This is a genomic window from Oscillospiraceae bacterium MB08-C2-2, from assembly GCA_035621215.1.
GTDB lineage: Bacteria > Bacillota > Clostridia > Oscillospirales > Ruminococcaceae > WRAV01.
Map to the genome: position 1 here is coordinate 2029875 of CP141729.1, position 23228 is coordinate 2053102.

Here is a 23228-nt window from a genome sequence, read left to right on the forward strand (position 1 = left end):
TTCGGCTCACTTTTATATGATACTATTTTTTACCTCTATAAACAAGATTTTTTATACAAAATAGGACACGAACGAAATCTCCGTCCCTGCCCTTGAAACCCTCACATTAAACAGCCATGAAATACCCGGTTTTTCACATTGGCTTTAGGTTTTTATTGAGGCGCTCAACCATCCATGACAAGCGGCTCTGCCGGCCAGGATCTGTCTTGGCATCAAAATAAGCTCGGGTATATGTTTTTTTCACCGATGGAGACATGGCCTGAAAATTCGTATAAGCCGGCTCGTATGCTTTCAACAACTCCGATAGCTGTTCTATTTGTTCATCCGTAATGCTCAGTGACTTTGTGGCATTCCACTGACCATTCTTCTTTGCTTCTTCTATTTTCTTTCTGCCCCAGTCGGTCATTCGCCCCTGCTTTTCAAGGGTTTCAGCCAACGCTTTGTTTTTCTCCGACCATTTGCTATTGGGTGTGCGGCGAGCGAAATATTTCTTATACTGCGTTTCATCCATGCTCTGCATTTGTCCGTCTATCCAGCCAAAGCACAGGGCCTCTTCCAGCGCCTCGTTGGCTTTGAGCGTTACCGGCCCACCCTTCTTGCCAAACAGCAGCCAAATTCCATCGCTGCTTTCTCCATGTTGTTTGAGCCATTCACGAAAAGCCCCTCTATCAGGGAACAGTATCATTTTATTCATAAACAGTTACCCCTTTTCAGCATGTTGAATATATCAATGATAGCATAGATTCAGCAGGCATGTCCAGAAGTAAACAGCAAAAGCCTTTCCGCATCTTTTCCCATAAAGAGAACGGTTATTTTTTCCAGTATAGAAAACACCGATACCACCTGAATAGGTGATATCGGTGCCTGCTAATTCAACTGATCCCCGCCACGGCGGAGACTATTTTATAAAAGTTACCGGCCTTCCAGAACCTTGGCGACAATGTCGTCAGCGGTCATGTGGAAGTGCTTGATCAGCTCAGGGTATACACCGACTTCGCCGAAACGGTCATAAGCGCCGATTTTGCCCATCTTGCAGGGATACTTCTCAGAGAGAAGCTCGGCAACAGCGGAATACAAACCACCAATGACATTGTGGTTCTCACAGGTCACAACATGGTTGGTCTTCTTGGCAGAAGCCAGAACGGTTTCCTCATCCAGAGGCTTGATGGTGTGAACGTTGATAACCTCAGCGCTGATGCCTTTTTCTTTCAGGATAGCGGCTGCTTTGATGGCCTCAGAAACGAGAACACCGGTGCAAAGCAGAGAAACATCGCTGCCTTCAGAAATAACATCGGCTTTGAACAGGTCAAACTTATAGTCAGGGCCAAATACATCGGGAACCACTTTGCGGTTCATACGGATGTAAACCGGGCCATAATGATCCACGATCTGGGGCAGAGCCTGACGGAGCTGCTCATTATCAGCGGGCTCATAGATAACCAAAGTGGGGATGCTGCGCAGAGTGCCAATATCCTCAAAAGGCATATGAGTGCCGCCGTTGAGCTCAGCGGAGATACCAGGGTCAGTACCAACAACCTTTACGTTCTGCTTGGCATAAGCCATAGAAACATAAATCTGGTCGGCAATTTTTCTGGCGGCAAAGCTGGCGAAGGTGGAGATAAAGGGAATGAATCCATAAGAGGAAAGACCCGCAGCCACACCGGCCATGTTCGGCTCGGCAATACCCACATCCAGAGCTCTGTCGGGGAATTTATTGCGAAGATCCCAAGTGCCATTGGCACGGGCAAGGTCGGCGTCGATGGTGCAGACCTTGGGGTTTTGAGACATAATTTTTTCCATTTCGGAACCGTATACCTGACGCATTTCCATTATTAGTTCTCCCTCCTTATGCCAATGCTTCTAAAGCCTTAGCCAGATCATCGCCGGATAAAGGCATATGATGGCAGCCAGCCTTCTTCTCTTCAATAAAGGGAACACCCTTACCCTTGGTGGTTTCCAGGATAATCATAGCGGGCTTGCCCTTAACGGCCTTAGCCTTATCAATAGCAGCGGCAATGGCATCTACATCGTGGCCGTTGATGCGCTGAACATCCCAGCCGAAAGCCAGCCATTTTTCATCCAGCTTCTCAAGGCCGTTGACTTCGTCGATGCTGCCATCGATTTGCAGGTTGTTGAAATCAGTAAAGGTGATCAGGTTATCAACCTTAGCATGAGCGGCATACATGGCAGCCTCCCAGATCTGGCCTTCCTGGCTTTCACCATCGCCGATGATGCAGTAAATGGTTGCATTATCCTTAGAAATTTTGGAACCCAGAGCAGCACCCACAGCCAAAGACAACCCCTGACCCAAGGAACCGGTAGTCATATCGATACCCCTGGTTTTGTTCATATCGCAATGGCTGGGGAGATCAGTTCCCAGCTTATTGAGGGTTTTAAGTTGTTCAACAGGGATAAATCCCTTACTTGCCAAAGCAGCATAGATAGCAGGACCGGCATGACCCTTGGAGCACACCAAACGGTCACGGCCCTCCATTTTAGGGTTGGTGGGATCGATATTCATCTTATCGTGGTACAAAACAGCCAGCAGATCGCCGAGTGAAAGAGAACCACCCACATGGCCGCTGCCCAGGCTGCCGATACATTCCAGAGTCAGCCGCCGGATTTCTTTTGCCTTTTCGTTCAGATTTGTTTGCATTGTCTTCCTCCTGTTCTATACTGTAGGGTTTGCCAATGTAGATATTGTGGGGTGAAACGCCCCATGATCCTAAGTTGTCCTCTAACATAATACCCTGTCTTGACTATCTTTTCAAGATGGTTTGAGTAAATTTATAGAATATACACCAAAAGCAGCTCATCAGTCGGTCATTCTACAAAAAAGCCCTTTAAACACGAGAATTTATCCCATAATCAGTCTTTTTTCAACCGCATACAAAAGCTGCTCAACCAGCTCCAGATCATCGTCACTGGCAGGGCGCTTTAAAATATCGGATACCCCAATGCGCAGTGCTTCCCGGGGGGAAGGGCCTGCCCCAGGCCGTTCATCGTATTTGTTGCCGCCTTCAGGAAGCTCCACCATATAGTCAGCAGGCCGATCGTTCCCCAACAGGTAATCGGTGGTGGTTCCAAGTGCTCTGGCAACATCTACCAGCAGGCTGTATCTTGGCAATGCCTCCCCCGATTCATAGCGCTGCATAGTGCGGCTGTCAATGGCCGCTGCATAGGCCAGCTGAGTGGAGCTCATGCCTGCCGCCTCTCTTGCCTGGGTAATTCGCTGGCTGATCAGCGTGTCACCATCCTCACGGGGCGGTGGCGGCAAGGGCATCGTAATGCATAAAATCTGTTCCCAGCTCACATCAAACTTTTGTGCCAGCTTAAGAACCGCCCGGCGATCCGGGTCTGAAAGGCCGCGCTCCCAATTAGAAAGTGTTCCCTGCGATACATTCAAATAATTAGCCAGATCTATTTGGCTTATATTAGCCGCTGTCCGCAGTTCCTTGATACAATTTGCCATGTTGTCACCATCTCCCAACCAATGCCACATAATGTTTGTTGTTTAAAAATTGAAAATAAGAGTCTACACTACCACATATGTTCTGTTTGATCTGAATTCTACTATAATCAATATTTTTATATTTGTCCATCGCTTCTTTTGAAGACCATCCATACTTTTTCGGGATGACCCCGACAAAAAAGGCCGCACTCCCGCATTTACCCCGAGAGTGCAGCCTATGATTCAATCTACCCGTAACCTAAACCGGGATATACAAGCCATGCCGGCGAAAAATACCCTTGGCCGCCTCCACCTGCTCCCGCTCAGGGGTGGGTGTGTCGGTCAGCTTATACAGCAGACCAAGAGTTTCCCACTTGTATTCCCCCATTTTATGAAAGGGAAGCAAATCCACCCGCTCTATGCAGGTATAAGTGGATAAAAAGGCAGCCATATCCTCCAGCAGCTCTGTATCCAGTGTATAGCCAGGCAGCAGTACATGGCGTATCCAGACCGGCTTCCCCACCTGTTCACACCAATCCAGCGTTTCCAGCGCACGGGCAGTGCCCACACCGGTCAGCTCGGTGGCAAGGCCTTCATCCAGCGCTTTGATATCCAGCAGAAGCATATCCGCCAGCTCCAGTGCCTCCAGACAGCTTTTAACCGGAAGGGCACCGCTGGTATCCAACGCTGTGTGGATGCCGTGCTTTTTCAGGCGGCGGATCAAATCGGCACAGAAGGCCGGCTGCAGCAGCGGTTCCCCGCCGGAAAGGGTTACACCGCCGGTGCGAATAAAGCCCTTATACTCCAGAATAATGGATTCCATTTCCGCCGAGCTGATGCGCCTGCCGCCCACACTGCTCCATGTATCGGGGTTATGGCAATAAAGGCAGCGCAGGCTGCATCCCTGTAAAAACAGGACAAATCGAAGACCCGGCCCATCCACTGTTCCCAGTGTCTCGTAGGAATGGATGCGTCCATAAATAGGGGAGTCTATATCAGGGGGCATAACAAGTCATATCCTTTGCAATGAATTTAAGGCTTCGCCTCTTTCGTCGAGGAGACTTCGTCTCTTTTGTCGGGCGCAGGTTTGGGTGATACTCTACCTTCCTTCACGATGGCAAAGGCTTCATCTTTTTCGTCGCGCATAGGCTTGGCGGATGCCCTGACTTCCTTCTCAATGGCAAGGGTTTCGCCATCGAGTGGGAAGGGAGACTTCGTCTCTTTTGTCGGGCGCAGGTTTGGCTGGTACCCTGACTTCCTTCTCAATGGCAAGGGTTTCGCCATCGAGTGGGAAGGGAGACTTCGTCTCTTTTGTCGGGCGCAGGTTTGGGTGGTGCCCTGACTTCCTTCTCAATGGCAAGGGTTTCGCCATCGAGTGGAAAGGGAGATAAAGTCCTCCTGCTGTTGCCCGAAGCAAGGGGTGAAACCCCTGTTCCTAACAACACTAAACCGACATCATCGGGTGGTGAGCCTATGATTCCCACCAGCCTAAGCCCGAAGGAAGGGGTGAAATCCCCGTTCCCAACAACACTAAACCGACATCATCGGGTGGTGAGCCTATGATTCCTACCAGCCTAGGCCCGAAGCAAGGGGTGAAATCCCCGTTCCCAACAACACTAAACCGACATCATCGGGTGGTGAGCCTATGATTCCCACCAGCCTAAGCCCGAAGGAAGGGGCAACGCCCCTAGAATTTGTGGTGGAAGGTGCGGTTGAGAACATCCATCTGCTGCTCACGGGTCAGCTTGACGAAGTTAACAGCGTAGCCGGAAACACGAATGGTCAGCTGCGGGTATTTCTCGGGATGATCCATGGCATCCAGCAGAACCTCACGCTGCAACACATTGACATTCATGTGGTGGGCGTGTTCTGCAAAGTAGCCATCCATCAAAGAAGAAAGGTTGGCCTTCCGCTCCTCCAGTGTTTTGCCCAAGGCATCGGGAATAATAGAGAAGGTGTAGGAGATACCGTCCTGTGCATACTCATAAGGCAGCTTGGCAACCGACTTCATGGAAGCCAGTGCACCGTTGCTGTCTCTGCCGTGGCCGGGGTTGGCACCGGGAGCAAAAGGCTCGCCGTATTTGCGGCCATCGGGAGTGGAGCCGGTGTGCTTGCCATATACTACGTTTGAGGTAATGGTAAGAACAGAAAGGGTGTGCATAGCGCCACGATAGGTGGGGTGCTGGCGCAGCTTGTTCATAAAGCTCTTGACGATATCAGCAGCGATATCATCCACCCGGCTGTCGTTGTTACCATAGGCGGGGTATGCACCCTCTACGTGATAATCCACAGCCAGACCCTGCTCGTTGCGGATCACCTTAACCTTGGCATGCTTAATGGCAGAAAGGCTGTCTGCTACCACAGAGAGTCCGGCCACGCCGGCAGCCTGTGTGCGCAGAATGGTCTGATCGTGAAGAGCCATTTCCAAGCTCTCGTAGCAGTATTTATCGTGCATATAGTGAATCACGTTGAGGGTGTTCATATAGAGGCGCGCCAGCCAATCGCAAACCGTATCGAATTTGCGGGAGACTTCATCATAATCCAAATACTCAGTGGTAATGGGTGCAAACTCAGGCCCGATCTGCTCGCCGGTCAGCTCATCCTTGCCGCCGTTGATGGCATAGAGAAGAGCCTTGGCCAGATTGGCTCTGGCTCCGAAGAACTGCATCTGCTTGCCGATGCGCATAGCGGAAACGCAGCAGGCAATGCCATAGTCGTCTCCCCATTTCTCCCGCATGATATCATCGTTTTCATACTGGATGGAAGAAGTTTCAATGGAAAGGCGGGCGCAGAAGCTCTTGAAGTTCTGGGGCAGGTTCTCACTCCAAAGAACGGTCATGTTGGGCTCGGGAGCAGGCCCCAGATTGGTGAGAGTATGCAGGAAGCGGTAGGTCATTTTGGTGACCATGTGGCGGCCATCCAAGCCCACACCGCCCAGTGCCTCGGTTACCCATGTGGGGTCACCGGAGAACAGCTCATCGTAGGCAGGGGTGCGCAGGAAGCGGACCATACGCAACTTCATGACAAAATGATCCACAAACTCCTGAATCTGATCTTCGGTGTAGCGGCCTTCGGCCAGATCCTTTTGAGCATAAACATCCAAGAAAGTGGAGACACGGCCCAAAGACATAGCGGCACCGTTCTGCTCCTTAACAGCACCCAGATAGGCAAAATACAGCCACTGAATTGCCTCTTTGGTATCGCTGGCGGGAACGGTGATATCAAAGCCATAGCTTTCAGCCATTTTGCCCAGCTTTTTCAGGGAGCGAATCTGCTCGGAAATTTCTTCACGAGCAAGAATGGTGGTTTCGTCCATTACATCCCGGTCAAGCTGCTTTTTGGCTTTGGATTTTTCTTCGATCAGGCGGCTGAGGCCATACAGGGCAACCCGGCGATAGTCGCCGATGATGCGGCCGCGGCCATAGGCATCGGGCAGGCCGGTGATGATGTGAGAATGGCGAGCTTTTTTCATGTCGTCGGTATAAGCATCGAATACGCCGTCGTTGTGAGTTTTGCGGTATTTGAAAACCTCAGCTACCTTCGGATTCATGGGGGTGTTGTAGGCTTGGAGGGAGGTTTCGACCATACGGATGCCGCCAAAAGGCATAATGGCTCTTTCCAGCGGGGCGGAAGTCTGAAGCCCCACAATGGATTCCAGCTTTTGATCAATGTAACCGGGAGCATAGGCATCGATACCGGAGATTACATCGGCATCAATGGAAAGAACTCCACCCTTTTCCCGCTCTTTGTGCATCAGCTCTACCACTTGATCCCACAGCTTCAGCGTGGTCTGGGTGGGTGAAGTCAAAAAGCTGTCATCCCCATCGTATGGGGTATAACTATCCACAATAAAACTGCGGACGTCGATTTCCTTCTTCCAGGGGGCCTGTTGATTTTTCATAGGTTTTGCTCCTCTCATTTTAAGAAATTAGTCAAGTGCAACAAATTGAAATATCTATATATAGTCTATATTTCGATTATAATACTAAATCTTGTGTATGTCAACCATATGTAATTACAAATATAGTCAAAACACACCATTTTACTCGGCTATTTCGCATAATCATCAGGAAAAAATTTTCTGCTTTAAATAAGCATTTTTCCAGCTGCTTGTTCAATTTGAAGGCCGGCATTCAAACCGCGTTGTTTTAGTATGCTCCGCTTATATGGTAAAAAAACTTTTCCTTCGGGCAGAAAAAATACCCGGACGCAAAATGCGTCTCCGGGTATTGAAGAATTTTTAACAATTGGATTTGTTGGTATTTTGGCTGCCGGATTTCTGCACAAAACGGATATCCTTGCCAGCAAATTTTAGAACTGTATAGCCACAGACAAGCCGGGATAAGATACGCTGGGTGTATCGGGTTTCAATGGCACTCAGCTCCAGATTGGTGCTGATGATGGTGGGCTTATCCTCCATCCCCCGACTGTTGATTACATTATAAAGCACCGAGTTGGTGAACTGGGTGATAAACTCTGCCCCCAGATCATCCAGAATCAGCAGTTCACAATCCAACAGCGACTGAATGGTATCGGTATACTGATCCCGGGTATCCCCATCTCGGGAGAAACGTTCGGCTTCCAGCTTATCCATCAGCTTCTGCACCGAGATATACACCACGCCGAAGCCTTTTTCCGCTATCCCTCCGGCAATTGCCAGTGAAAGATGTGTTTTTCCCAACCCGGTGGGCCCCAGCAGCAAAAGACTGGGCGAGGATTTTGAAAAATCCTTTACAAAGCCTTTGCAGAGGGTCAGTATCTCCCCCATACGCCTGCGAGGGATAATTCCGGTGTTATCGATGGGCTCATTTGGATATAAATCCACCGAGAAATTATCGAAACGAAATTTTTCCACCGGTGCTTTCTCCGAAAGGCTGCGAAAAGCCGATCGGCGCAGCAGCTGCTCCATACATCGGCACCGGTGTGGGCCAATGTAGCCCCGGTCAAGGCAATCCGGGCAATAGTGAAGCTCTTGGAGATAATCAGGCGGATACCCCGCCGATTCCAACAAGGCTCCCCTGCGGCGCTGAAGGCGCTGGTTTTCTTCCTTCAGGCGCTCCACCAGTTCCTGCGCCCTTTCGGGTTTGGAAAGAATCAGCCGTGCAAGGCGCAGCCCTGTTCCGGAAAGCTCTTTTTCGATCCCCTCCACAGCGGGGAGCTTTGCATATATTTCCGCCCGGCGGCGCCGGCTTTCCTCCTGGCTCTCCTGCCGGCGGCGATCCAGCGTTTCCCACGCCTGACTGTATGCCTCTCTGGAAAATCCCAAGACTTCACCTCCATTTCGGGTTTTGGGCTTATGGCTGTAACGGCTTCAATGAGCTTGACCTAATCTTATTGCAACGCCCCCCGCCGTCGTGAACAGAGGCAAAAAGTTCTACAAGCCTTTGCCTGACGAATGGGGCGAAACCCCCAACAAATGGGCGATACCTCAGCCATCGTGAACAGAGGCAAAAAGTTTTACAAGCCTTTGCCTGACGAATGGGGCGAAGCCCCCCCGACAGGGCCATAGGTGACCATCCGTTCCAGTTCATCCATACTGTAGGAGCTGGAAGGCTTCTCTTTGCTGCCCGGAACCTTGCCTTTAGCACTTTCGGGTCTGGCCTCTTGGGCCGCCTGCTGGGGGGTAGTGATGCCGCTCTGCTTCCAGCTTTTGAGGATGCCGCCCATATAATCGAAGGAAAGCTTACCAATGGCTTCCACACAGCGTTCATAAGCCATACCGATCAAATCGGGGCTTTGGCCGTATTCCTCAGTCCACGCATTGATAAAGCGCTTCTCTTTAGAAATCAGCCGCCGGTCATTGATGCCCAGCAAGGCCTGAACCTGCCCATAAATATTGCGGCGCTGTGCACAGCGAAGAATTTCCTTTTCCGCCTTTTCGTGGGTGTCCACCCCTTTTTCCATCCACCGAGCGGCCTGCCGCTCAATGTTATGTACAGAATCCCGCCCATCGGTGACACAATAATGCACCAGCATCAGAATCAGGTCGGGAGCCATGCCATAGTAACTGTAAAGGGAGACAATGACCTCGGTGGCCTGAGCGGTCAGGGGCTTGCCCAGCACGCCTTGACTTTCCTGCAAAAGATAAACAATGTTCTGGTCGCTGGCCGCCATCTGGGTAATATCCCGGGTGGTTAGCTTGGGGCGTGCCCGGGTCAGGCGCACCACCTGCTGGCTATCCTCTTGGGGAGGCGGAACCAGCCGTGTAACGGGGGAGCCCTCCTGCCCAGCGGGCTGGGGTTCGGCCTGCTGTGGCTGTGGCTTTTCAGCCAATGGTTCCTCCCCACGCTGAACGAAGCCAAGCTGCACCCAGTAATGAAAGGCATCCTGCACATCGGTCAGAGAAATATTCAGCAAAGAGGCAATCTGCTCATCCTCAATCTGCCCGCCATGACGCAGCAAAACCAGCAGAACCTTGAGAGAATCCCGGCCGCACAGCTTGAGGTGCTTATCCACAAGCTCGGTGGGAACAGCAAACACACTGCTCCAAATCCCGCCCTCCAGTGAATATTTCATTTGTCTTGCTCCCTTCTGTTTTCAGCGGGTCCGGCATCGGGGAGCAGACAGGCTATATATGCCAGCCTGCCGCATCCAAAATGCGGCCCAGTTCCAGATATTTTTGATACATAGGGTCATAAAGCGGATGCCGACCGGCATCGGGTTCTATACGGGTCTTGGAGAAGCTTGCCTTCATATCTTTGCCCGCACCAACCAGCGCCGCTCCAAGGCAGGTGGTCTCTTGAATTTCAGGAATGGTGATGGCAATGCCGGTGATATCGCTCATACTGTGCATCAGCACTTTATTGCGGGTGCCCCCGCCCACCATCATGAAGTTGTTGCCCGGCCCACCTTCCACGGCTTCCAGAACATATCGGGTTTCATAGGCGATACCCTCCATAACCGCTTTGAGCATACGGCCCCGGGTTGCGCCCCGCTCCAAACCGATAAAGGAGCCTTTATAGCTTCCATCCAACCGGGGAGCGCCTCTGCCCACCAGATAGGGATAATACAAAATCCCAGAAGGTTCATCCGCATATTCTTCCATAAGACCCATCATAATGGAATAATCCTTATCCCGATCCTTGAGATCGAGAATTTCCCGAATCCACTCCATAGAGCCGCCGGAGGCCTGAACCGAACCCAGCCACGTCATGCGGTCCTCCAGCACATGCAGGCCGAAGGAAAAGCCCCGCTCGTAATCCTGCCGGGTAAGGGGGCGGGATTTAAAGTTGCCCAAAATGGCCTGAGCGGTACCCATAGAGGCAAAAATATCCTCCTCATGCACAGCGCCCACCGCCACAGCGGAGCACCAATGGTCATGGCCGCTCACATTGACAGGAATACTGCCGGAAAGACCCACAGTCTCCATAATATCCTGCTTGACCATGACATCCGAAGGGGACGAGGCATTTTTGGCACGGGCGAAAATATCCGTCGGAAGGCCCATTTTTTCCATAAAGGCCTGATCGTATTCAAGGGTATTGATGTTAAAGCAGTAGGTGCGCAGAGCCAAGGTATAATCGGTGAGGAATTCACCGGTGAGCCGGTAGCAGATATAATCGGGAGGTGAAAGCCATTTGGTTCCCTGCAGATTCATCCCCTTGACCTTTTGGAGATACATCAGCTTGTAGAAGGAATATTTGTGGTAATTGTGCAGGCCGGTTATATAAAAGCGTTCTTCATCATCGATCTCATCCCGCATTGAATCGTATACAGGGATAGCCGCCGCAAAATACCAAGGCATCATATCGCACAAATCCTGCCCGGAAGCAGGATCAACCAGCAAGCCGCCCTCGGCCATACCGGTGATTCCGATGGATTTAACAACCAGCCCCGGATACCGGGAAGTAATATTTTTCAGCATCTGCATGACCGAGGCCCAAATGGCCTCCATATCATAATAGATGCGCTCCTTTACCGGCGAGGGGCACGATTCTACAGTCAGCGTTGCGCCCGTTTCATCAAACAAACCCACCTTACAGTTGGTGGTTCCAATGTCAATCCCAAGATACCCTTCCAAGACAGCTCCCCCGATTCTTCACTTTTGTTATGCATGTACCACGGACAAAGTTAAGTATATCGCATTTCTTTTACGGAATCAAGAGAAGCAAGGCTCTTGGGGCTCTTTGCCGGATAAAAAAGGAACCGGCTCTAAAGACCGGTTCCATAGAGCGTGCAGATATTTGTCTGCACGCTCTATGGGGGGCATCCAATGCCCCCCTTAATCCCCCCGGATTGCGCCGCTACAGCGCAAAAAGCGGAATAATTATGGATAAAAACACATCTTCTTTAAATTAAATATGGTTTGTTAAATTAAAAGGAACCGGCCCTAAAGGCCGGTTCCTTTGCAGTATATAACAGGTTGGGAACAGAAGCTAAATCTTATTCCACATCATAGAGCTTGGAAAGCCGCAGCAGGTGCTCGTATTTATCCGTAGCGGTTTTCTCAGCCTTGGTGAACAGCTCGCCTGCACGATCCGGGAAGGCACGCTCCAAAGCGCTGTAACGAACTTCGCTCTGGATAAAGTCCTTATAGGAAGCGGTGGGGGCTTTGCTGTCCATCATGAAGGGATTCTTGCCTTCCAGAGTGTTGCGGGGGTCAAACCGGAACAGGTGCCAGTAGCCGGAAGCTACAGCGCTCTTGATCTCGGTCTGGCTCTTGCCCATACCACCCTTGATGCCGTGGTTGATGCAAGGAGCGTAAGCAATGATGATGGAAGGACCATTGTAGCTCTCGGCCTCGTTGAAAGCCTTGAGGCACTGGTTGTAATCGGCGCCCTGACCAATCTGAGCCACATAGACATAGCCATAGCTCATAGCCATTGCAGCCAAGTCTTTTTTCTTGATATCCTTACCAGCAGCAGCAAACTGCGCCACAGCACCGGTAGGAGTGGATTTGGAGGACTGGCCGCCCGTGTTGGAATAAACCTCGGTATCGAATACCAGAATGTTTACATCCTCGCCGGAAGCGATAACATGATCCAGACCGCCGTAGCCGATATCATAAGCCCAGCCGTCGCCACCGAAGATCCAGGTGGATTTCTTGGCCAGATAATCCTTATCCTTGAGGATATCCTTGGCTTCTTCACAGCCGCAGGCTTCCAGAGCAGCAATCAGCTTCTTGCTGGCAGCACCGTTGAGCTTGCCATCTGCCTGAGTGGCCAGATATTCTTCACCGGCAGCCTTAATATCGGCCTTATCGGTGGAAGCAACCAGCTCGGTTACCTTGGTGATCAGCTTGCCGCGCAGAGCGGACTGAGCCAGGAACATACCATAACCATACTCGGCGTTATCCTCGAACAGGGAATTGCCCCATGCAGGACCCTGGCCGCTGCGGTTGGTGGTGTAAGGAGTGGAAGGAGAGGAGCCGCCCCAGATGGAGGAGCAGCCTGTGGCATTAGCCAGATACATCCGATCGCCGAAGAGCTGAGTAACCAGCTTGGCATAAGGAGTTTCGCCGCAGCCTGCGCAGGCGCCGGAGAATTCAAGCAGGGGCTGCTTGAACTGGCTGCCCTTAACAGTGGTTTCTTTGAACTTCTCAAGAACCTCAGGCTTTTCGGAAGCATTGAAGCCATAAGCAAAGACTTCCTGCTGCTCAAGCTGAGTATCCAGACGTTTCATTTCCAGAGCCTTGAGGCCCTTCTTGCCGGGGCAGACATTAGCGCAGGAGCCGCAGCCTGTGCAGTCCAGAACAGAAACAGTCATGCCGAATTTCAGGCCGGGCATACCAGTCATATCCACCAGCTTGGTGCCGGCAGGAGCCTTGGCAGCTTCTTCCTCGGTGAGAACCATAGGACGAATAACGGCATGAGGGCAGACATAGGCGCAGAAGTTACACTGGATGCAGTTTTCGGGAACCCAGCAGGGAGTATCAATGGCAATGCCGCGCTTCTCAAAAGCAGAGGAGCCCAGAGGCACATGGCCATCTTCACGGCCGTCAAATACAGAAACAGGCAGGGTATCACCCTTCTGAGCATTGACAGGGATCAGGATGTTGTTGACATAGTCAATCAGATCCTTGTTCTCGCCAACAGCCTTCTGGTGCTGGATGCCGCCGGAAGCGGTCTTCCAGGAATCGGGAACCTTGACTTCAACAACGCCGGTCATACCGCGGTCAATGGCGTTGTGGTTCATGGCGACAACCTTCTCGCCCTTCTTGCCGTAGGAAACGGTAGCAGCGTCCTTCATATACTTAACAGCATCCTCAGCGGGGATGATGCTGGCCAGCTTGAAGAAAGCAGACTGGAGGATGGTGTTGACACGGCCGCCCAGACCCAGCTCCTTCGCAATTTCAACACCGTCGATGGTGTAGAACTTAATGTTGTTGTCGGCAATGTATTTCTTGTTATCGCCGGGCAGATGAGCTTCCAGCTCTTCCATGGACCAGCCGCAGTTCAGCAGGAAGGTGCCGCCGGGCTTCAAGTCGGAGATCATATCGTACTTACCGATATAAGAAGGATTGTGGCAGGCCACAAAATCCGCCTGATTGATCAGGTAGGTGGACTTAATGGGGGATTTACCGAACCGCAGGTGGGAAACGGTAACACCGCCGGATTTCTTGGAGTCATAGGAGAAATAAGCCTGTGCATACATGTCGGTGTGGTCACCGATGATTTTGATGGAGTTCTTGTTGGCGCCAACAGTACCGTCTGCGCCCAGACCCCAGAACTTGCAGCTGGTGGTGCCGGCAGGAGCGGTGTTGGGATGCTCTTTGGCTTCGAGGGAGAGGTAGGTTACATCGTCGGTGATGCCAACGGTGAAGCGCTTCTTCTCACCGGCCTCTGCGTTCTTGTAGATCGCCAGAACATCGCCGGGGAAGGTATCCTTAGAACCCAGACCATAGCGGCCGGAGTATACAGGAACAGCATCAAACTTGGAGTTTTTGAGAGCCAGCACAGTATCAAGATACAGGGGCTCACCCAGAGAACCGGGCTCCTTAGTGCGGTCCAGAACAGAGATGGTCTTGACCGAATCAGGGATAGCGTCAATCAGCTTGTCAGCGCAGAATGGGCGATACAGGCGAACCTTGACCAGACCCACCTTCTGACCCTTGGAAGCAAGGTAATCAACGGTCTCTTCAATAGCGCCGCAGACAGAGCCCATGGCAATGATTACATGCTCGGCATCGGGAGCGCCATAGTAGTTGAACAGAGCATAATCGGTGCCGATCTTCTTGTTGACCTGACCCATATAGTCTTCAACAATAGCAGGAAGGGCATCGTAGAACTTGTTGCCGGCTTCTCTTGCCTGGAAGAAAATGTCAGGGTTCTGAGCGGTACCTCTCTGGATGGGATGCTCGGGGTTAAGGGCTTTTCTGCGGAAGGTATCCACAGCGTCCATATCCACCATCTCGGCCAGATCTTTGTAATCCCAGACTTCGATTTTATCCAGCTCATGAGAAGTGCGGAAGCCATCAAAGAAATGCAGGAACGGCACCCGGCCCTTAATAGCGCAAAGGTGAGCCACAGCGCCCAGATCCATAACCTCTTGCACACTGCTGGAAGCCAGCATGGCGTAACCGGTCTGGCGGCAGGCGTAAACGTCGGAATGGTCACCAAAGATGGAAAGAGCGTGGGAAGCGAGGGCACGGGCAGAAACATGCATAACGCTAGGCAGAAGCTCACCAGCCATTTTATACATGTTGGGGATCATCAGCAGAAGACCCTGAGAAGCGGTGTAGGTGGTGGTCAGAGCACCGGCTGCCAAAGAGCCGTGAACCGAACCTGCGGCACCTGCCTCAGACTGCATTTCGGCAACCTTAACGGTTTGGCCGAAAATGTTCTTGAGCCCAGATGCAGACCATTTATCAACGGCCTCCGCCATGTTGGAAGATGGGGTGATGGGATAAATGGCAGCCACTTCTGTAAACGCATAAGATACATGCGCCGCAGCGGTGTTGCCGTCCATGGTTTTCATTTTTCTTGCCATTTCTAAAATTTTCCTCCCTCTGTGTGTTCAGCATTTCTTACCTAACAAGTAATGATAAAAAATAAACAATGTGAGGCGATGCAAAATGCCCCTAACGCCCATATCGCAATTTTTAGGAGATTATAACAATATTGGACGAATCTTCTTAGATATTACCATCTTTGACCTGAAAAGTAAAGATTAACATGCGAAATTTGTAATGACATGCATGCCGTTTTTTTCTGACATCTTGCCTACATCTTTGAGCGCCATTTAATTGACAGCCTTTCCAAAAGCGGGTAAACTGTTTTTACGTCTTTTTTCTATAAAAAAAGAGCATAGCTATGCGCTACGCTCTTCAGACTGTAGATATAATTGCCTTTAACTTGAAAGCTTTATGATTTTGATGCGTAATTCTTCCGCAGTCGAATTTATTTCGACGCAGGAATCCCACTTTTTGCGCCGGAGCGGCGCAATCCGGGGGGGATATGGGGGGCATTGGATGCCCCCCATAAAGGGTGTAGACTTTTTGTCTACACCCTCAAAGAGCATAGCTATGCGCTACGCTCTCGGCTTTTGGCAAGCCCTTTTGCATTATTTTTCAACCGGCACCCAGATATAGCAGAGATAATCCTCGCTGGATTGATCGCCATCGGTGTAGACCTCGATATCCGGGGCATTAGCATACCGGTAGCCACTGCCCGGCAGCCACTCGGTCATAATGCGCTCCTGCATTCTTTGTATAGCGAAAGGCATGGCGCCTCTGCATTCAAAAACCGCCCACGTTCCAGCCGGCACTTGGTATTCTTCCGTGCCTTCTAAAACAGGCTGACTGCTGGAAACCGCAATGTAATAATCAAAGCGGCCTTCTTTTTGCCAGTCGCCCACACAAACACCCAGAACACCCATGGGCTCCTGATTCATAATTGTGCACAGTCTGGGAACAATTCCCTCCTGATGCTGCTGGGCCCAGAACTGGGGAATGAGAGAAAAGCCTTCTTGCTTTTCCGGGCTCCAGGGGCAGCTTATTTTGGGGCCTACGATACGGAATGCTTCTTTTTCCACAATGCTGTAATTCATTTCAGCTTCACCTCGTATGGTAATTTTAAAGCTGATGGGCTGGTAGGCTTTCAAGCTGACACCCTTTTGCCGTGCTCCGGAAGGCGAGATCCCGTGTATGCTCTGAAAGGCACGGTTAAAAGCGGTGGGGGAATCATAACCATACTTTAGGGCAATATCGATGATTTTATCCTCGCTGTTCTGCAAATCAAAAGCGGCTCTGGTCATTCTGCGCCTGCGGATATACTCAGACAGAAGCACCCCCGCCATATAGGAAAACATCCGCTGGAAATGAAAGCCGGAGCAGCAGACAATCTGGGCAATTTCCTCCAGATGGATTTCCGAATCCAGATTATCCTCAATATATCGCAGTGCACTGTTCAGTTGAGAGACCCAATCCATACCATCAACCTCCACCAATAGGCTACTCTTTTTTGTAAGCTCCTTCCTCTGATTTTCTGCCGGATTCAGAGAGCCCGTTTGTTTTTGTTTTTTATTATACCATAAAATTGCTTTCCATGGCTTTACAAATCCCACTTTTCTTACTTCCGCGCTCATGCCGTGCGGTTGGCACATCCTTTCAGTCGCTTGCATTTTCTGCGGAAAATGCACAAGTGGCTTTCGCAGGGCTTCAGCCACGAAGCGCCTCATGGGGGAACTCGTTCCCCCATGAACCCCCTCCAGCCTCCGGTGGGGATAAACCCGTGGTTTTCTTTTATTTATGCCGCACAGGCAATGCCTTTCTTTTTAGCTGAAAAAGAAAGGCATCAAAGAAAAAAGCCTCCTCTGGCGGCAGGCAGAGCCTTTTATTCTTATATAATTATCCTCCCGACAGGGAAAAATCAAATAAACTTATCTTATTTAAGGAGTCTCCCTATGGAAAAGAAACAGCGGCCTTTTCTTCGCTGGCAGGAGCTGGTGCTTCTGCTGGTGCTGGTCTGCGGGCTGCTTTGGTGGAAGTACCAGCGCCCGGCAGGTGCAACTGCTCAACTCTATATTGGCAACCAGGCGGTTATGGCCCTCAAGCTGGATTCCACCGTCAGACGCATTGACCTTGCCGAGGAATACGGTGTGCCGGTTTCGCTGGAAATATCCGGGGGAAAGCTGCGGTTTGTGGATGTGGACTGCCCCGACCACCTATGTGAAAAAACAGGCTGGATTTCCCAAGAGGGAGAAAGCGTGGTCTGCCTGCCCAACCGGGTGGCAGCGGTGATTGCCCAGTCAGGCCCGGCCGGAACCGGCGTTGCCGGTTCTTTGCCGCCTCTGGCGGCTTCCACGCCCCATTGGGGCGGGGAACGGCCGGGCCGGTGAGGCCTTCCGCCCCGCCTTGCCAGGACAGAACAGCTTATGCTGTGCAGTCGACAAAATCCTGCAAATGAAACTTGTGAAAAGGGCGGGATTCTGTTATACTTAAGCCAGTTTGAAATGGATCATACAATCGAGGTATAGCGGCCTGCGAGGCCGGCGGGAGACAGCAGGGCAATGCCCTCCCCTATCTTCCCAGCGATTCCCCAAGGGGAAACCCACCCGATTCAGGAGGAATAACAGTGTCAAACTGTTTTGAAAATGCAAAGAAAATAGTCATCAAGGTGGGCAGCTCCACCCTGACCCACGATACAGGTTTAGTGAACATTCGCCGGATGGAATCCCTTGTTAAGGTGCTGGCCGATCTGGCCAACAGCGGCCGGGAGATCATTCTGGTCACCTCTGGTGCACAGGCGGTGGGCGTGGGTAAGCTGGGCCTGCCCGGCAAACCAAAGGATACCCCTTCCCGTCAGGCTGTAGCGGCTGTGGGCCAATGTGAGCTGATGTATCTTTACGATAACCTGTTCAGTGAATACAACCGCACCGTGGCACAGGTTCTGCTGACCAAGGATATCATCAACGATGAGCACCCCAAGCAAAATGTAACCAACACCTTTGACCGCTTGCTGGCCATGAAAGTCATCCCCATTGTCAACGAAAACGATACCGTTTCTTACGAAGAGATTGAAATTGGAGATAACGATACCCTTTCAGCCATTGTGGCTCAGATTATCGGCGCCGATCTTCTCATTATCCTCAGCGACATTGAGGGGCTTTATTCCGATAATCCCCGAGTCAACCCAGAAGCCAAGCTGGTTCCGGTGGTGGAGCGCATTGACGACAGCATTCGCAGCATGGCCTGCGGCGTGGGAAGCAACCGGGGAACCGGCGGCATGATCACCAAAATTCACGCAGCGGAAATTGCTACGCAAAACGGCGTGGATATGGCCATCGTCTGCGGCGAAAACCCAAAAATCCTTTACGACTTGCTGGAAGGCAAGCCCCATGGAACCCATTTCATGGCACAGCCCCGCTCATAACGCATACACGGTCTAAACTACATGATTAACTAGGAGGGATCGGCATGACTGCCACCGAACAACTGGGAGCCCGGGCCAAGGCCAGCTCTATATCTCTTGCGCAGCTTCCAGAGGGAGAAAAAAACAGAGCGCTGGCGGCCATTGCGCTGGGCCTTTCTCAAAACATCGAAGCCATACTCCGGGCCAATGAGCTGGATTTGGAGGAAGCGGGCCAAAACGGCATGTCCACCGCTATGCAGGATCGCCTGCGCCTGACCCCCCAGCGGATGGAAGGCATTGTGGCTGCCATCCATGAGGTATCTGCCTTGCCCGAACCGGTGGGCCGGGTGCTGGATGGGCAGAATCGCCCCAACGGCCTGCAAATTTTCCGGGTAACCGTCCCCTTCGGCGTGGTGGGTATTATCTATGAGGCCCGCCCCAACGTAACGGTGGATACCGCTGTTCTGTGCCTGAAATCCGGCAACACCTGCATTCTGCGGGGAGGCCGGGAGGCTTTTCACTCCAACAAAGCGCTGGTTGACAGTATGCGCCACTCGTTGGAAGAAGCGGGCTTTGATCCCGATTATATCCTGCTCATTGAGGATACCAGCCGTCAATCCGCCGCAGAGCTGATGACCCTCACCGCCTATCTGGATTTGCTGGTTCCCCGTGGGGGTGCCGGGCTGATCCGTTCGGTGGTGGAAAATGCCCGGGTTCCCGTTATTGAAACCGGGCTGGGCAACTGCCATATATACATTGATAAAGACGCTGATCTGGAAATGGCGGCTTCTATTACAGACAACGCCAAGACCTCCCGCCCCAGCGTGTGCAATGCCTGTGAAACGGTGCTTTGCCACGAGGCTGTGGCGGCCGAATTCCTCCCCATGATGAAACAGCGGCTGGATGCCCACAACGTGGATCTGCGGGGCTGCCCCCAAACCCGTGCCATTTTAGGCGCCTCGGTGCTGGAAGCCACAGAAGAGGATTTTGCCACCGAATACGATGATTATATTCTGGCAATCCGTGTGGTTCCGGATATTGAAGAGGCACTCCGGCACATTGAACGTTATTCCACCCGCCATTCCGAGGCGATTATTACGGAAAGCCTAAAAGCAAGCCGCCTGTTCACCAGCCGGGTGGATAGCGCCGCTGTATATGTCAACGCCTCCACCCGCTTTACCGATGGCGGAGAGTTCGGGCTGGGCGCCGAGCTGGGCATTTCCACCCAAAAGCTGCACGCAAGAGGCCCCATGGGGCTGACCCATTTAACCAGCTACAAATACATCATTACCGGGAACGGCCAGATTCGTTAGAAATGGCCTTTGATCCCGGCGGCAGAATGGAGCGATATAACCATGGAAATACACAAGAAACGCCGCAGGCGTTATGCCGCACCCATTGGCGGCGTTTTCATTCTCATAGCCCTGATCGGGGTGATCACCATTGTGGTGGGCAGCATTGGGTTAACCACCCGGATGCTGGATAACTCCAAGGAAAAAACCATGTTCGAAAGGCTGATCCGCCCGGTTGTTATGTTCAACCCGGTGCCCTTTGAGAAAGCCACCGATCTGGACCCCACCTCTCTTTTGCAGTACAGCATGTGGGCTACTCTTTCCGGTGAAAAGGGCAGCACCTTTGTTATGGGCGAAAATGCCACCCTGACCATCCCCGCCTCCGATCTGGATGTAGCGGCCTCCAAGCTGCTGGGGCCTGAGGTCAAGCTGGAGCACAAATCCTTTGGCGATTACCTTTCCCCCTATACCTACGATCCGGAGACTGCCTCCTATTATGTACCGGTAACCGGCGATCTGTTTGTTTATTCCCCGGTGGTGGTGGATATTCAGCGGGATAAGGAGTTTTATAACCTGACTGTGGGTTATATCCCACCTGATACGGCATGGACCACCGATTTTGTGGGCAACAAAAACGCCCGCAAACCGGATAAGTTTTCCACTTATGTGATGCGTAAGGTTAAAAACGATTACCAGCTGGTGGCGGTTCGTGACCTTCCTTCGGAAGAAAATACCCGTCTACTGGCAGAATATAACCCCGATGCCCGGTAAGGAGCTTTTGTAGTGAAAAAAATATTTGATGCGCCTTATTATGCTGTCATTTTTAAATCCAAGCGAAGCTCCGGCGACAACGGCTATGATGAAATGGCTCGGCAGATGCTTATGAAGGCGGAATTGCAGGAGGGCTTTTTGGGAATCGACAGTGTCCGAGGTTCCGATGGAATCGGCATCACAGTTTCCTATTGGGCCAGTTTGGAAAACATTGAAAAATGGAAGCACGACACCCTGCATATGCAGGCCAAGGCCGGTGGCCGGGCCAAATGGTATGAGGATTATACCATTCGCATCTGCAAGGTCGAATACGACAATGAATTTTCAAAGAAATAGCAACGAGCAAAAGGAGCTGTCAACGACAGCTCCTTTTTTCTTTTTCTTGTATTGGGAGGAAAAATATGGTATTGTGAGAAAGACGAGAAGCTCTGTATCATGATCCCTTGATCCAGACGGTGATAGGCGGCTGCTTCCTTGAAGAATGCAAATTCAGAGAGGATGCAGGAATTTCTTTTTGCCTCCTCCCCCATCCCTGCGCCCAGCGCAGAGAAAGGAGGAGATGCTTTCTGTACATCACATTCGGTGACCTGATGCAATTTACATTGGTTGTCGTTGGCGTGTGCACCTTGGTGCTCACAATTGTACATAAAAAGAAATAAACCGCCCGGCTACCAACTGTGCAGTTTATCTCTTTAAACACATATGAGGAAGCAACCGTCTATAGGAGCTTCTCGTTATTTTTATGATACGCCATTCCCAACTTTTTGTCAACACAATTTCTTTCACCAGAGTCTAGGCACCTGCACAGGCAGGCCGCTTGGCTCTATTTTTTTAGCCCCTTAATGATTTCGTGGAGGCTATTTACCTGCTTTTCTTCCAGACTGCTCAAATCCTTTATAACCTCACGAAGCAACGTTGGGTTCGAATTTTCCACATCAAAAAATTCTTTTGGGGAAATCCCGAAATACTCGCAGATATAAAGAAATTCCGCCATAGAAGGCAAAGCCTTCCCAGAAATAATACTATGAACATAACTCGGGCTATGACCCAATTCTATGCTCATACTGCGTTCTGATACGTTCTTCTGCATTCGTAGCTGACTAATTCTATTTCGTATAAATTTTTCGTCCATATCCTCACCCATATCTAATTCTAATAGATATTATGAGCTAATTCGGACGAATAAATAAGTTTTTATCATTGAAACGGACGATCAAATAATATATAATGGTTTAAACAAAGATATCATTTAGATATAAGGGGAATGTAGATTATGAGTATGAGAAGCATTTATCGCAAAATTGCCCGAAAGCATGGCGTAACCGCCGCTGATGTGAAAAGGGACATGCAGGCCGCTCTTGACTATGCCTACCAAAGTCCAAACAAAACCCAATCGGAAAAAGCCATGCAGGCAAGGCTGTCTATGGATAGCGCCGCCCCCACACCGGAAGAATTCATCCGCCGTGCCGCCGGGCAGATCAAAAAACAATAGATTTCCAACAAAAAAGGGCGCCGGATTCATTCCGGCGCCCTCTAACTATAGGTATAAATAAATACGGCAACGAAAAATGCCTTTTTATTCGTAATTCTTCCGCAGTCGAATTGATTTCGACGAAGGAATACCGCTTTTTGCGCCTTAGAGGCGCAATCCGGGGGGAATATGGGGGGCATTGGATGCCCCCCACAGAGTGTGTGGACTTTTGTCTACACACTCCGGTGCCCTGTATGTTCTCTATGCGCATGTATTGTGTTTTCCCGCCCTGTATGCCCTTTGGTATCTCAGCGAACCTCACGCTTTTTCAGCGCCCGGCAGAGGAAGAAGGCACACAGCCCCCCTAAAACTGCCTCCGGCAGGCCATTGAGCAGAATCATGCTCCCCATAATGCCCAGCAAAAGCTCAAAGCCTTGGCCGATGGCGGCAGCATAATCCCGGCCGAAGAAAATGTATACCCCACCCAACACCAAAAAGGTATTGGTCAGGCTGCCCAAAACACCGCTGACCCCATAAACCACGGCATCCTTCTTGGCATTCCCCTGCATCCTTTTGGAAAGCAGGCCATAAACCAAACCAGTTACCGTACCAATCAGGATACGGGGTACAAAGCAGATCACCAAGCTCCAGAAGTTGCCCGCAATATCACCCACCGAATAAAAGGGTGTATAAAGGAACGCAACAATCGGGCTGGGGGGTGTAAAAGTCCAGACCAAAAAGCTGAAAAGTCCGAAGAAAAAGCCCATCAGACTGCCCCATCCGGTGCCCAGCATAATGGCAGTGATAATCACCGGAATGGCGGAAAGGGTGGCGACCATCGGCCCGATCGCCGGCAGTGACCCCAGTGGGGTGAAACAGACGATGGCCTCCAGAGCCAACAGGACAGAAAACTGAACAAAGCTGCGTAGATTTTTCTTGTTTATCATGGAAAA

General features: G+C 51.1%; 19 protein-coding genes. 6 read left to right on the forward strand and 13 right to left on the reverse strand.

Annotated elements, in window-relative coordinates; genetic code table 11:
- Nucleotides 1-133: 133 nt before the first annotated feature.
- The 11 genes from U6B65_09040 to U6B65_09090 all read right to left on the reverse strand — a co-directional run bounded on the left by U6B65_09040 (nt 134) and on the right by U6B65_09090 (nt 16819).
- Nucleotides 134-694, reverse strand: coding sequence for a YdeI/OmpD-associated family protein (locus U6B65_09040; protein ID WRS26488.1), 561 nt, complete (start codon nt 692-694; stop codon nt 134-136).
- A 218-nt stretch (nt 695-912) separates the two neighbouring features.
- A complete protein-coding gene (locus U6B65_09045) occupies nt 913-1830 on the reverse strand; it encodes a transketolase C-terminal domain-containing protein (GenBank protein ID WRS26489.1) in 918 nt (305 codons plus the stop codon).
- Nucleotides 1831-1846: 16 nt separating this feature from the next.
- Entirely contained in the window at nt 1847-2656 is an 810-nt protein-coding gene (locus tag U6B65_09050) for a transketolase (protein WRS26490.1), read from the reverse strand.
- Between the two features lie 201 nt (nt 2657-2857).
- Nucleotides 2858-3472, reverse strand: a complete 615-nt coding sequence (locus U6B65_09055) for a helix-turn-helix domain-containing protein (protein WRS26491.1) — start codon at nt 3470-3472, stop codon at nt 2858-2860.
- A 238-nt stretch (nt 3473-3710) separates the two neighbouring features.
- Nucleotides 3711-4457 carry a pyruvate formate-lyase-activating protein gene (gene pflA / locus U6B65_09060; GenBank protein WRS26492.1) on the reverse strand — a complete coding sequence of 249 codons (747 nt, stop codon included), beginning with the start codon at nt 4455-4457 and terminating at the stop codon, nt 3711-3713.
- A 681-nt stretch (nt 4458-5138) separates the two neighbouring features.
- Nucleotides 5139-7352: a formate C-acetyltransferase gene (gene pflB, locus U6B65_09065; GenBank protein WRS26493.1), complete on the reverse strand. Its 2214-nt coding sequence runs from the start codon at nt 7350-7352 to the stop codon at nt 5139-5141.
- A gap of 339 nt (nt 7353-7691) precedes the next feature.
- Nucleotides 7692-8717, reverse strand: coding sequence for an ATP-binding protein (locus tag U6B65_09070; protein ID WRS26494.1), 1026 nt, complete (start codon nt 8715-8717; stop codon nt 7692-7694).
- A gap of 191 nt (nt 8718-8908) precedes the next feature.
- A complete protein-coding gene (locus U6B65_09075) occupies nt 8909-9967 on the reverse strand; it encodes a DnaD domain protein (protein WRS26495.1) in 1059 nt (352 codons plus the stop codon).
- A 52-nt stretch (nt 9968-10019) separates the two neighbouring features.
- Nucleotides 10020-11471 carry an FGGY family carbohydrate kinase gene (locus U6B65_09080; GenBank protein WRS26496.1) on the reverse strand — a complete coding sequence of 484 codons (1452 nt, stop codon included), beginning with the start codon at nt 11469-11471 and terminating at the stop codon, nt 10020-10022.
- 362 nt (nt 11472-11833) lie between these two features.
- Nucleotides 11834-15379: a pyruvate:ferredoxin (flavodoxin) oxidoreductase gene (nifJ, locus tag U6B65_09085; protein WRS26497.1), complete on the reverse strand. Its 3546-nt coding sequence runs from the start codon at nt 15377-15379 to the stop codon at nt 11834-11836.
- A 573-nt stretch (nt 15380-15952) separates the two neighbouring features.
- Nucleotides 15953-16819 (reverse strand): AraC family transcriptional regulator, encoded by an 867-nt coding sequence (locus tag U6B65_09090; protein ID WRS26498.1) that lies wholly within the window; start codon nt 16817-16819, stop codon nt 15953-15955.
- 474 nt (nt 16820-17293) lie between these two features.
- On the opposite strand from U6B65_09090, the gene U6B65_09095 reads away from it, so the two are divergent.
- The 5 genes from U6B65_09095 (at nt 17294) to U6B65_09115 (ending at nt 21140) form a co-directional block, all read left to right on the forward strand.
- On the forward strand, nt 17294-17728 hold the full coding sequence (locus tag U6B65_09095) for a NusG domain II-containing protein (GenBank protein ID WRS26499.1): 435 nt from the start codon (nt 17294-17296) through the stop codon (nt 17726-17728).
- A gap of 236 nt (nt 17729-17964) precedes the next feature.
- Nucleotides 17965-18762: a glutamate 5-kinase gene (proB, locus tag U6B65_09100; protein ID WRS26500.1), complete on the forward strand. Its 798-nt coding sequence runs from the start codon at nt 17965-17967 to the stop codon at nt 18760-18762.
- 44 nt (nt 18763-18806) lie between these two features.
- Nucleotides 18807-20054, forward strand: coding sequence for a glutamate-5-semialdehyde dehydrogenase (locus tag U6B65_09105; GenBank protein WRS26501.1), 1248 nt, complete (start codon nt 18807-18809; stop codon nt 20052-20054).
- A 42-nt stretch (nt 20055-20096) separates the two neighbouring features.
- A complete protein-coding gene (locus U6B65_09110) occupies nt 20097-20804 on the forward strand; it encodes a hypothetical protein (protein ID WRS26502.1) in 708 nt (235 codons plus the stop codon).
- A 12-nt stretch (nt 20805-20816) separates the two neighbouring features.
- On the forward strand, nt 20817-21140 hold the full coding sequence (locus U6B65_09115; GenBank protein WRS26503.1) for an antibiotic biosynthesis monooxygenase: 324 nt from the start codon (nt 20817-20819) through the stop codon (nt 21138-21140).
- Nucleotides 21141-21627: 487 nt separating this feature from the next.
- On the opposite strand, the gene U6B65_09120 is transcribed toward U6B65_09115, so the two are convergent.
- The gene (locus tag U6B65_09120; GenBank protein ID WRS26504.1) at nt 21628-21936 is read right to left on the reverse strand and encodes a helix-turn-helix transcriptional regulator; all 309 of its coding nucleotides are present in this window, start codon (nt 21934-21936) and stop codon (nt 21628-21630) included.
- 141 nt (nt 21937-22077) lie between these two features.
- Here U6B65_09120 and U6B65_09125 point away from each other — a divergent pair, with 141 nt between their 5' ends.
- On the forward strand, nt 22078-22296 hold the full coding sequence (locus U6B65_09125) for a sporulation initiation factor Spo0A C-terminal domain-containing protein (protein ID WRS26505.1): 219 nt from the start codon (nt 22078-22080) through the stop codon (nt 22294-22296).
- Nucleotides 22297-22583: 287 nt separating this feature from the next.
- Here the strand turns inward: U6B65_09125 and U6B65_09130 are convergent, their stop codons facing one another.
- Entirely contained in the window at nt 22584-23222 is a 639-nt protein-coding gene (locus U6B65_09130; protein ID WRS26506.1) for an ECF transporter S component, read from the reverse strand.
- Between the last annotated feature and the right edge of the window lie 6 nt (nt 23223-23228).

Excerpts from the sequence above, each read along its gene's own strand:
- U6B65_09040 (WRS26488.1), bottom strand. The coding sequence starts at position 694 with ATGAATAAAATGATACTGTTCCCTGATAGAGGGGCTTTTCGTGAATGG.
- U6B65_09045 (WRS26489.1), bottom strand. The coding sequence starts at position 1,830 with ATGGAAATGCGTCAGGTATACGGTTCCGAAATGGAAAAAATTATGTCT.
- U6B65_09050 (WRS26490.1), bottom strand. The coding sequence starts at position 2,656 with ATGCAAACAAATCTGAACGAAAAGGCAAAAGAAATCCGGCGGCTGACT.
- U6B65_09055 (WRS26491.1), bottom strand. The coding sequence starts at position 3,472 with ATGGCAAATTGTATCAAGGAACTGCGGACAGCGGCTAATATAAGCCAA.
- pflA (WRS26492.1), bottom strand. The coding sequence starts at position 4,457 with ATGCCCCCTGATATAGACTCCCCTATTTATGGACGCATCCATTCCTAC.
- pflB (WRS26493.1), bottom strand. The coding sequence starts at position 7,352 with ATGAAAAATCAACAGGCCCCCTGGAAGAAGGAAATCGACGTCCGCAGT.
- U6B65_09075 (WRS26495.1), bottom strand. The coding sequence starts at position 9,967 with ATGAAATATTCACTGGAGGGCGGGATTTGGAGCAGTGTGTTTGCTGTT.
- nifJ (WRS26497.1), bottom strand. The coding sequence starts at position 15,379 with ATGGCAAGAAAAATGAAAACCATGGACGGCAACACCGCTGCGGCGCAT.
- U6B65_09090 (WRS26498.1), bottom strand. The coding sequence starts at position 16,819 with ATGGATTGGGTCTCTCAACTGAACAGTGCACTGCGATATATTGAGGAT.
- U6B65_09095 (WRS26499.1), top strand. The coding sequence starts at position 17,294 with ATGGAAAAGAAACAGCGGCCTTTTCTTCGCTGGCAGGAGCTGGTGCTT.
- U6B65_09105 (WRS26501.1), top strand. The coding sequence starts at position 18,807 with ATGACTGCCACCGAACAACTGGGAGCCCGGGCCAAGGCCAGCTCTATA.
- U6B65_09110 (WRS26502.1), top strand. The coding sequence starts at position 20,097 with ATGGAAATACACAAGAAACGCCGCAGGCGTTATGCCGCACCCATTGGC.
- U6B65_09120 (WRS26504.1), bottom strand. The coding sequence starts at position 21,936 with ATGGACGAAAAATTTATACGAAATAGAATTAGTCAGCTACGAATGCAG.
- U6B65_09125 (WRS26505.1), top strand. The coding sequence starts at position 22,078 with ATGAGTATGAGAAGCATTTATCGCAAAATTGCCCGAAAGCATGGCGTA.
- U6B65_09130 (WRS26506.1), bottom strand. The coding sequence starts at position 23,222 with ATGATAAACAAGAAAAATCTACGCAGCTTTGTTCAGTTTTCTGTCCTG.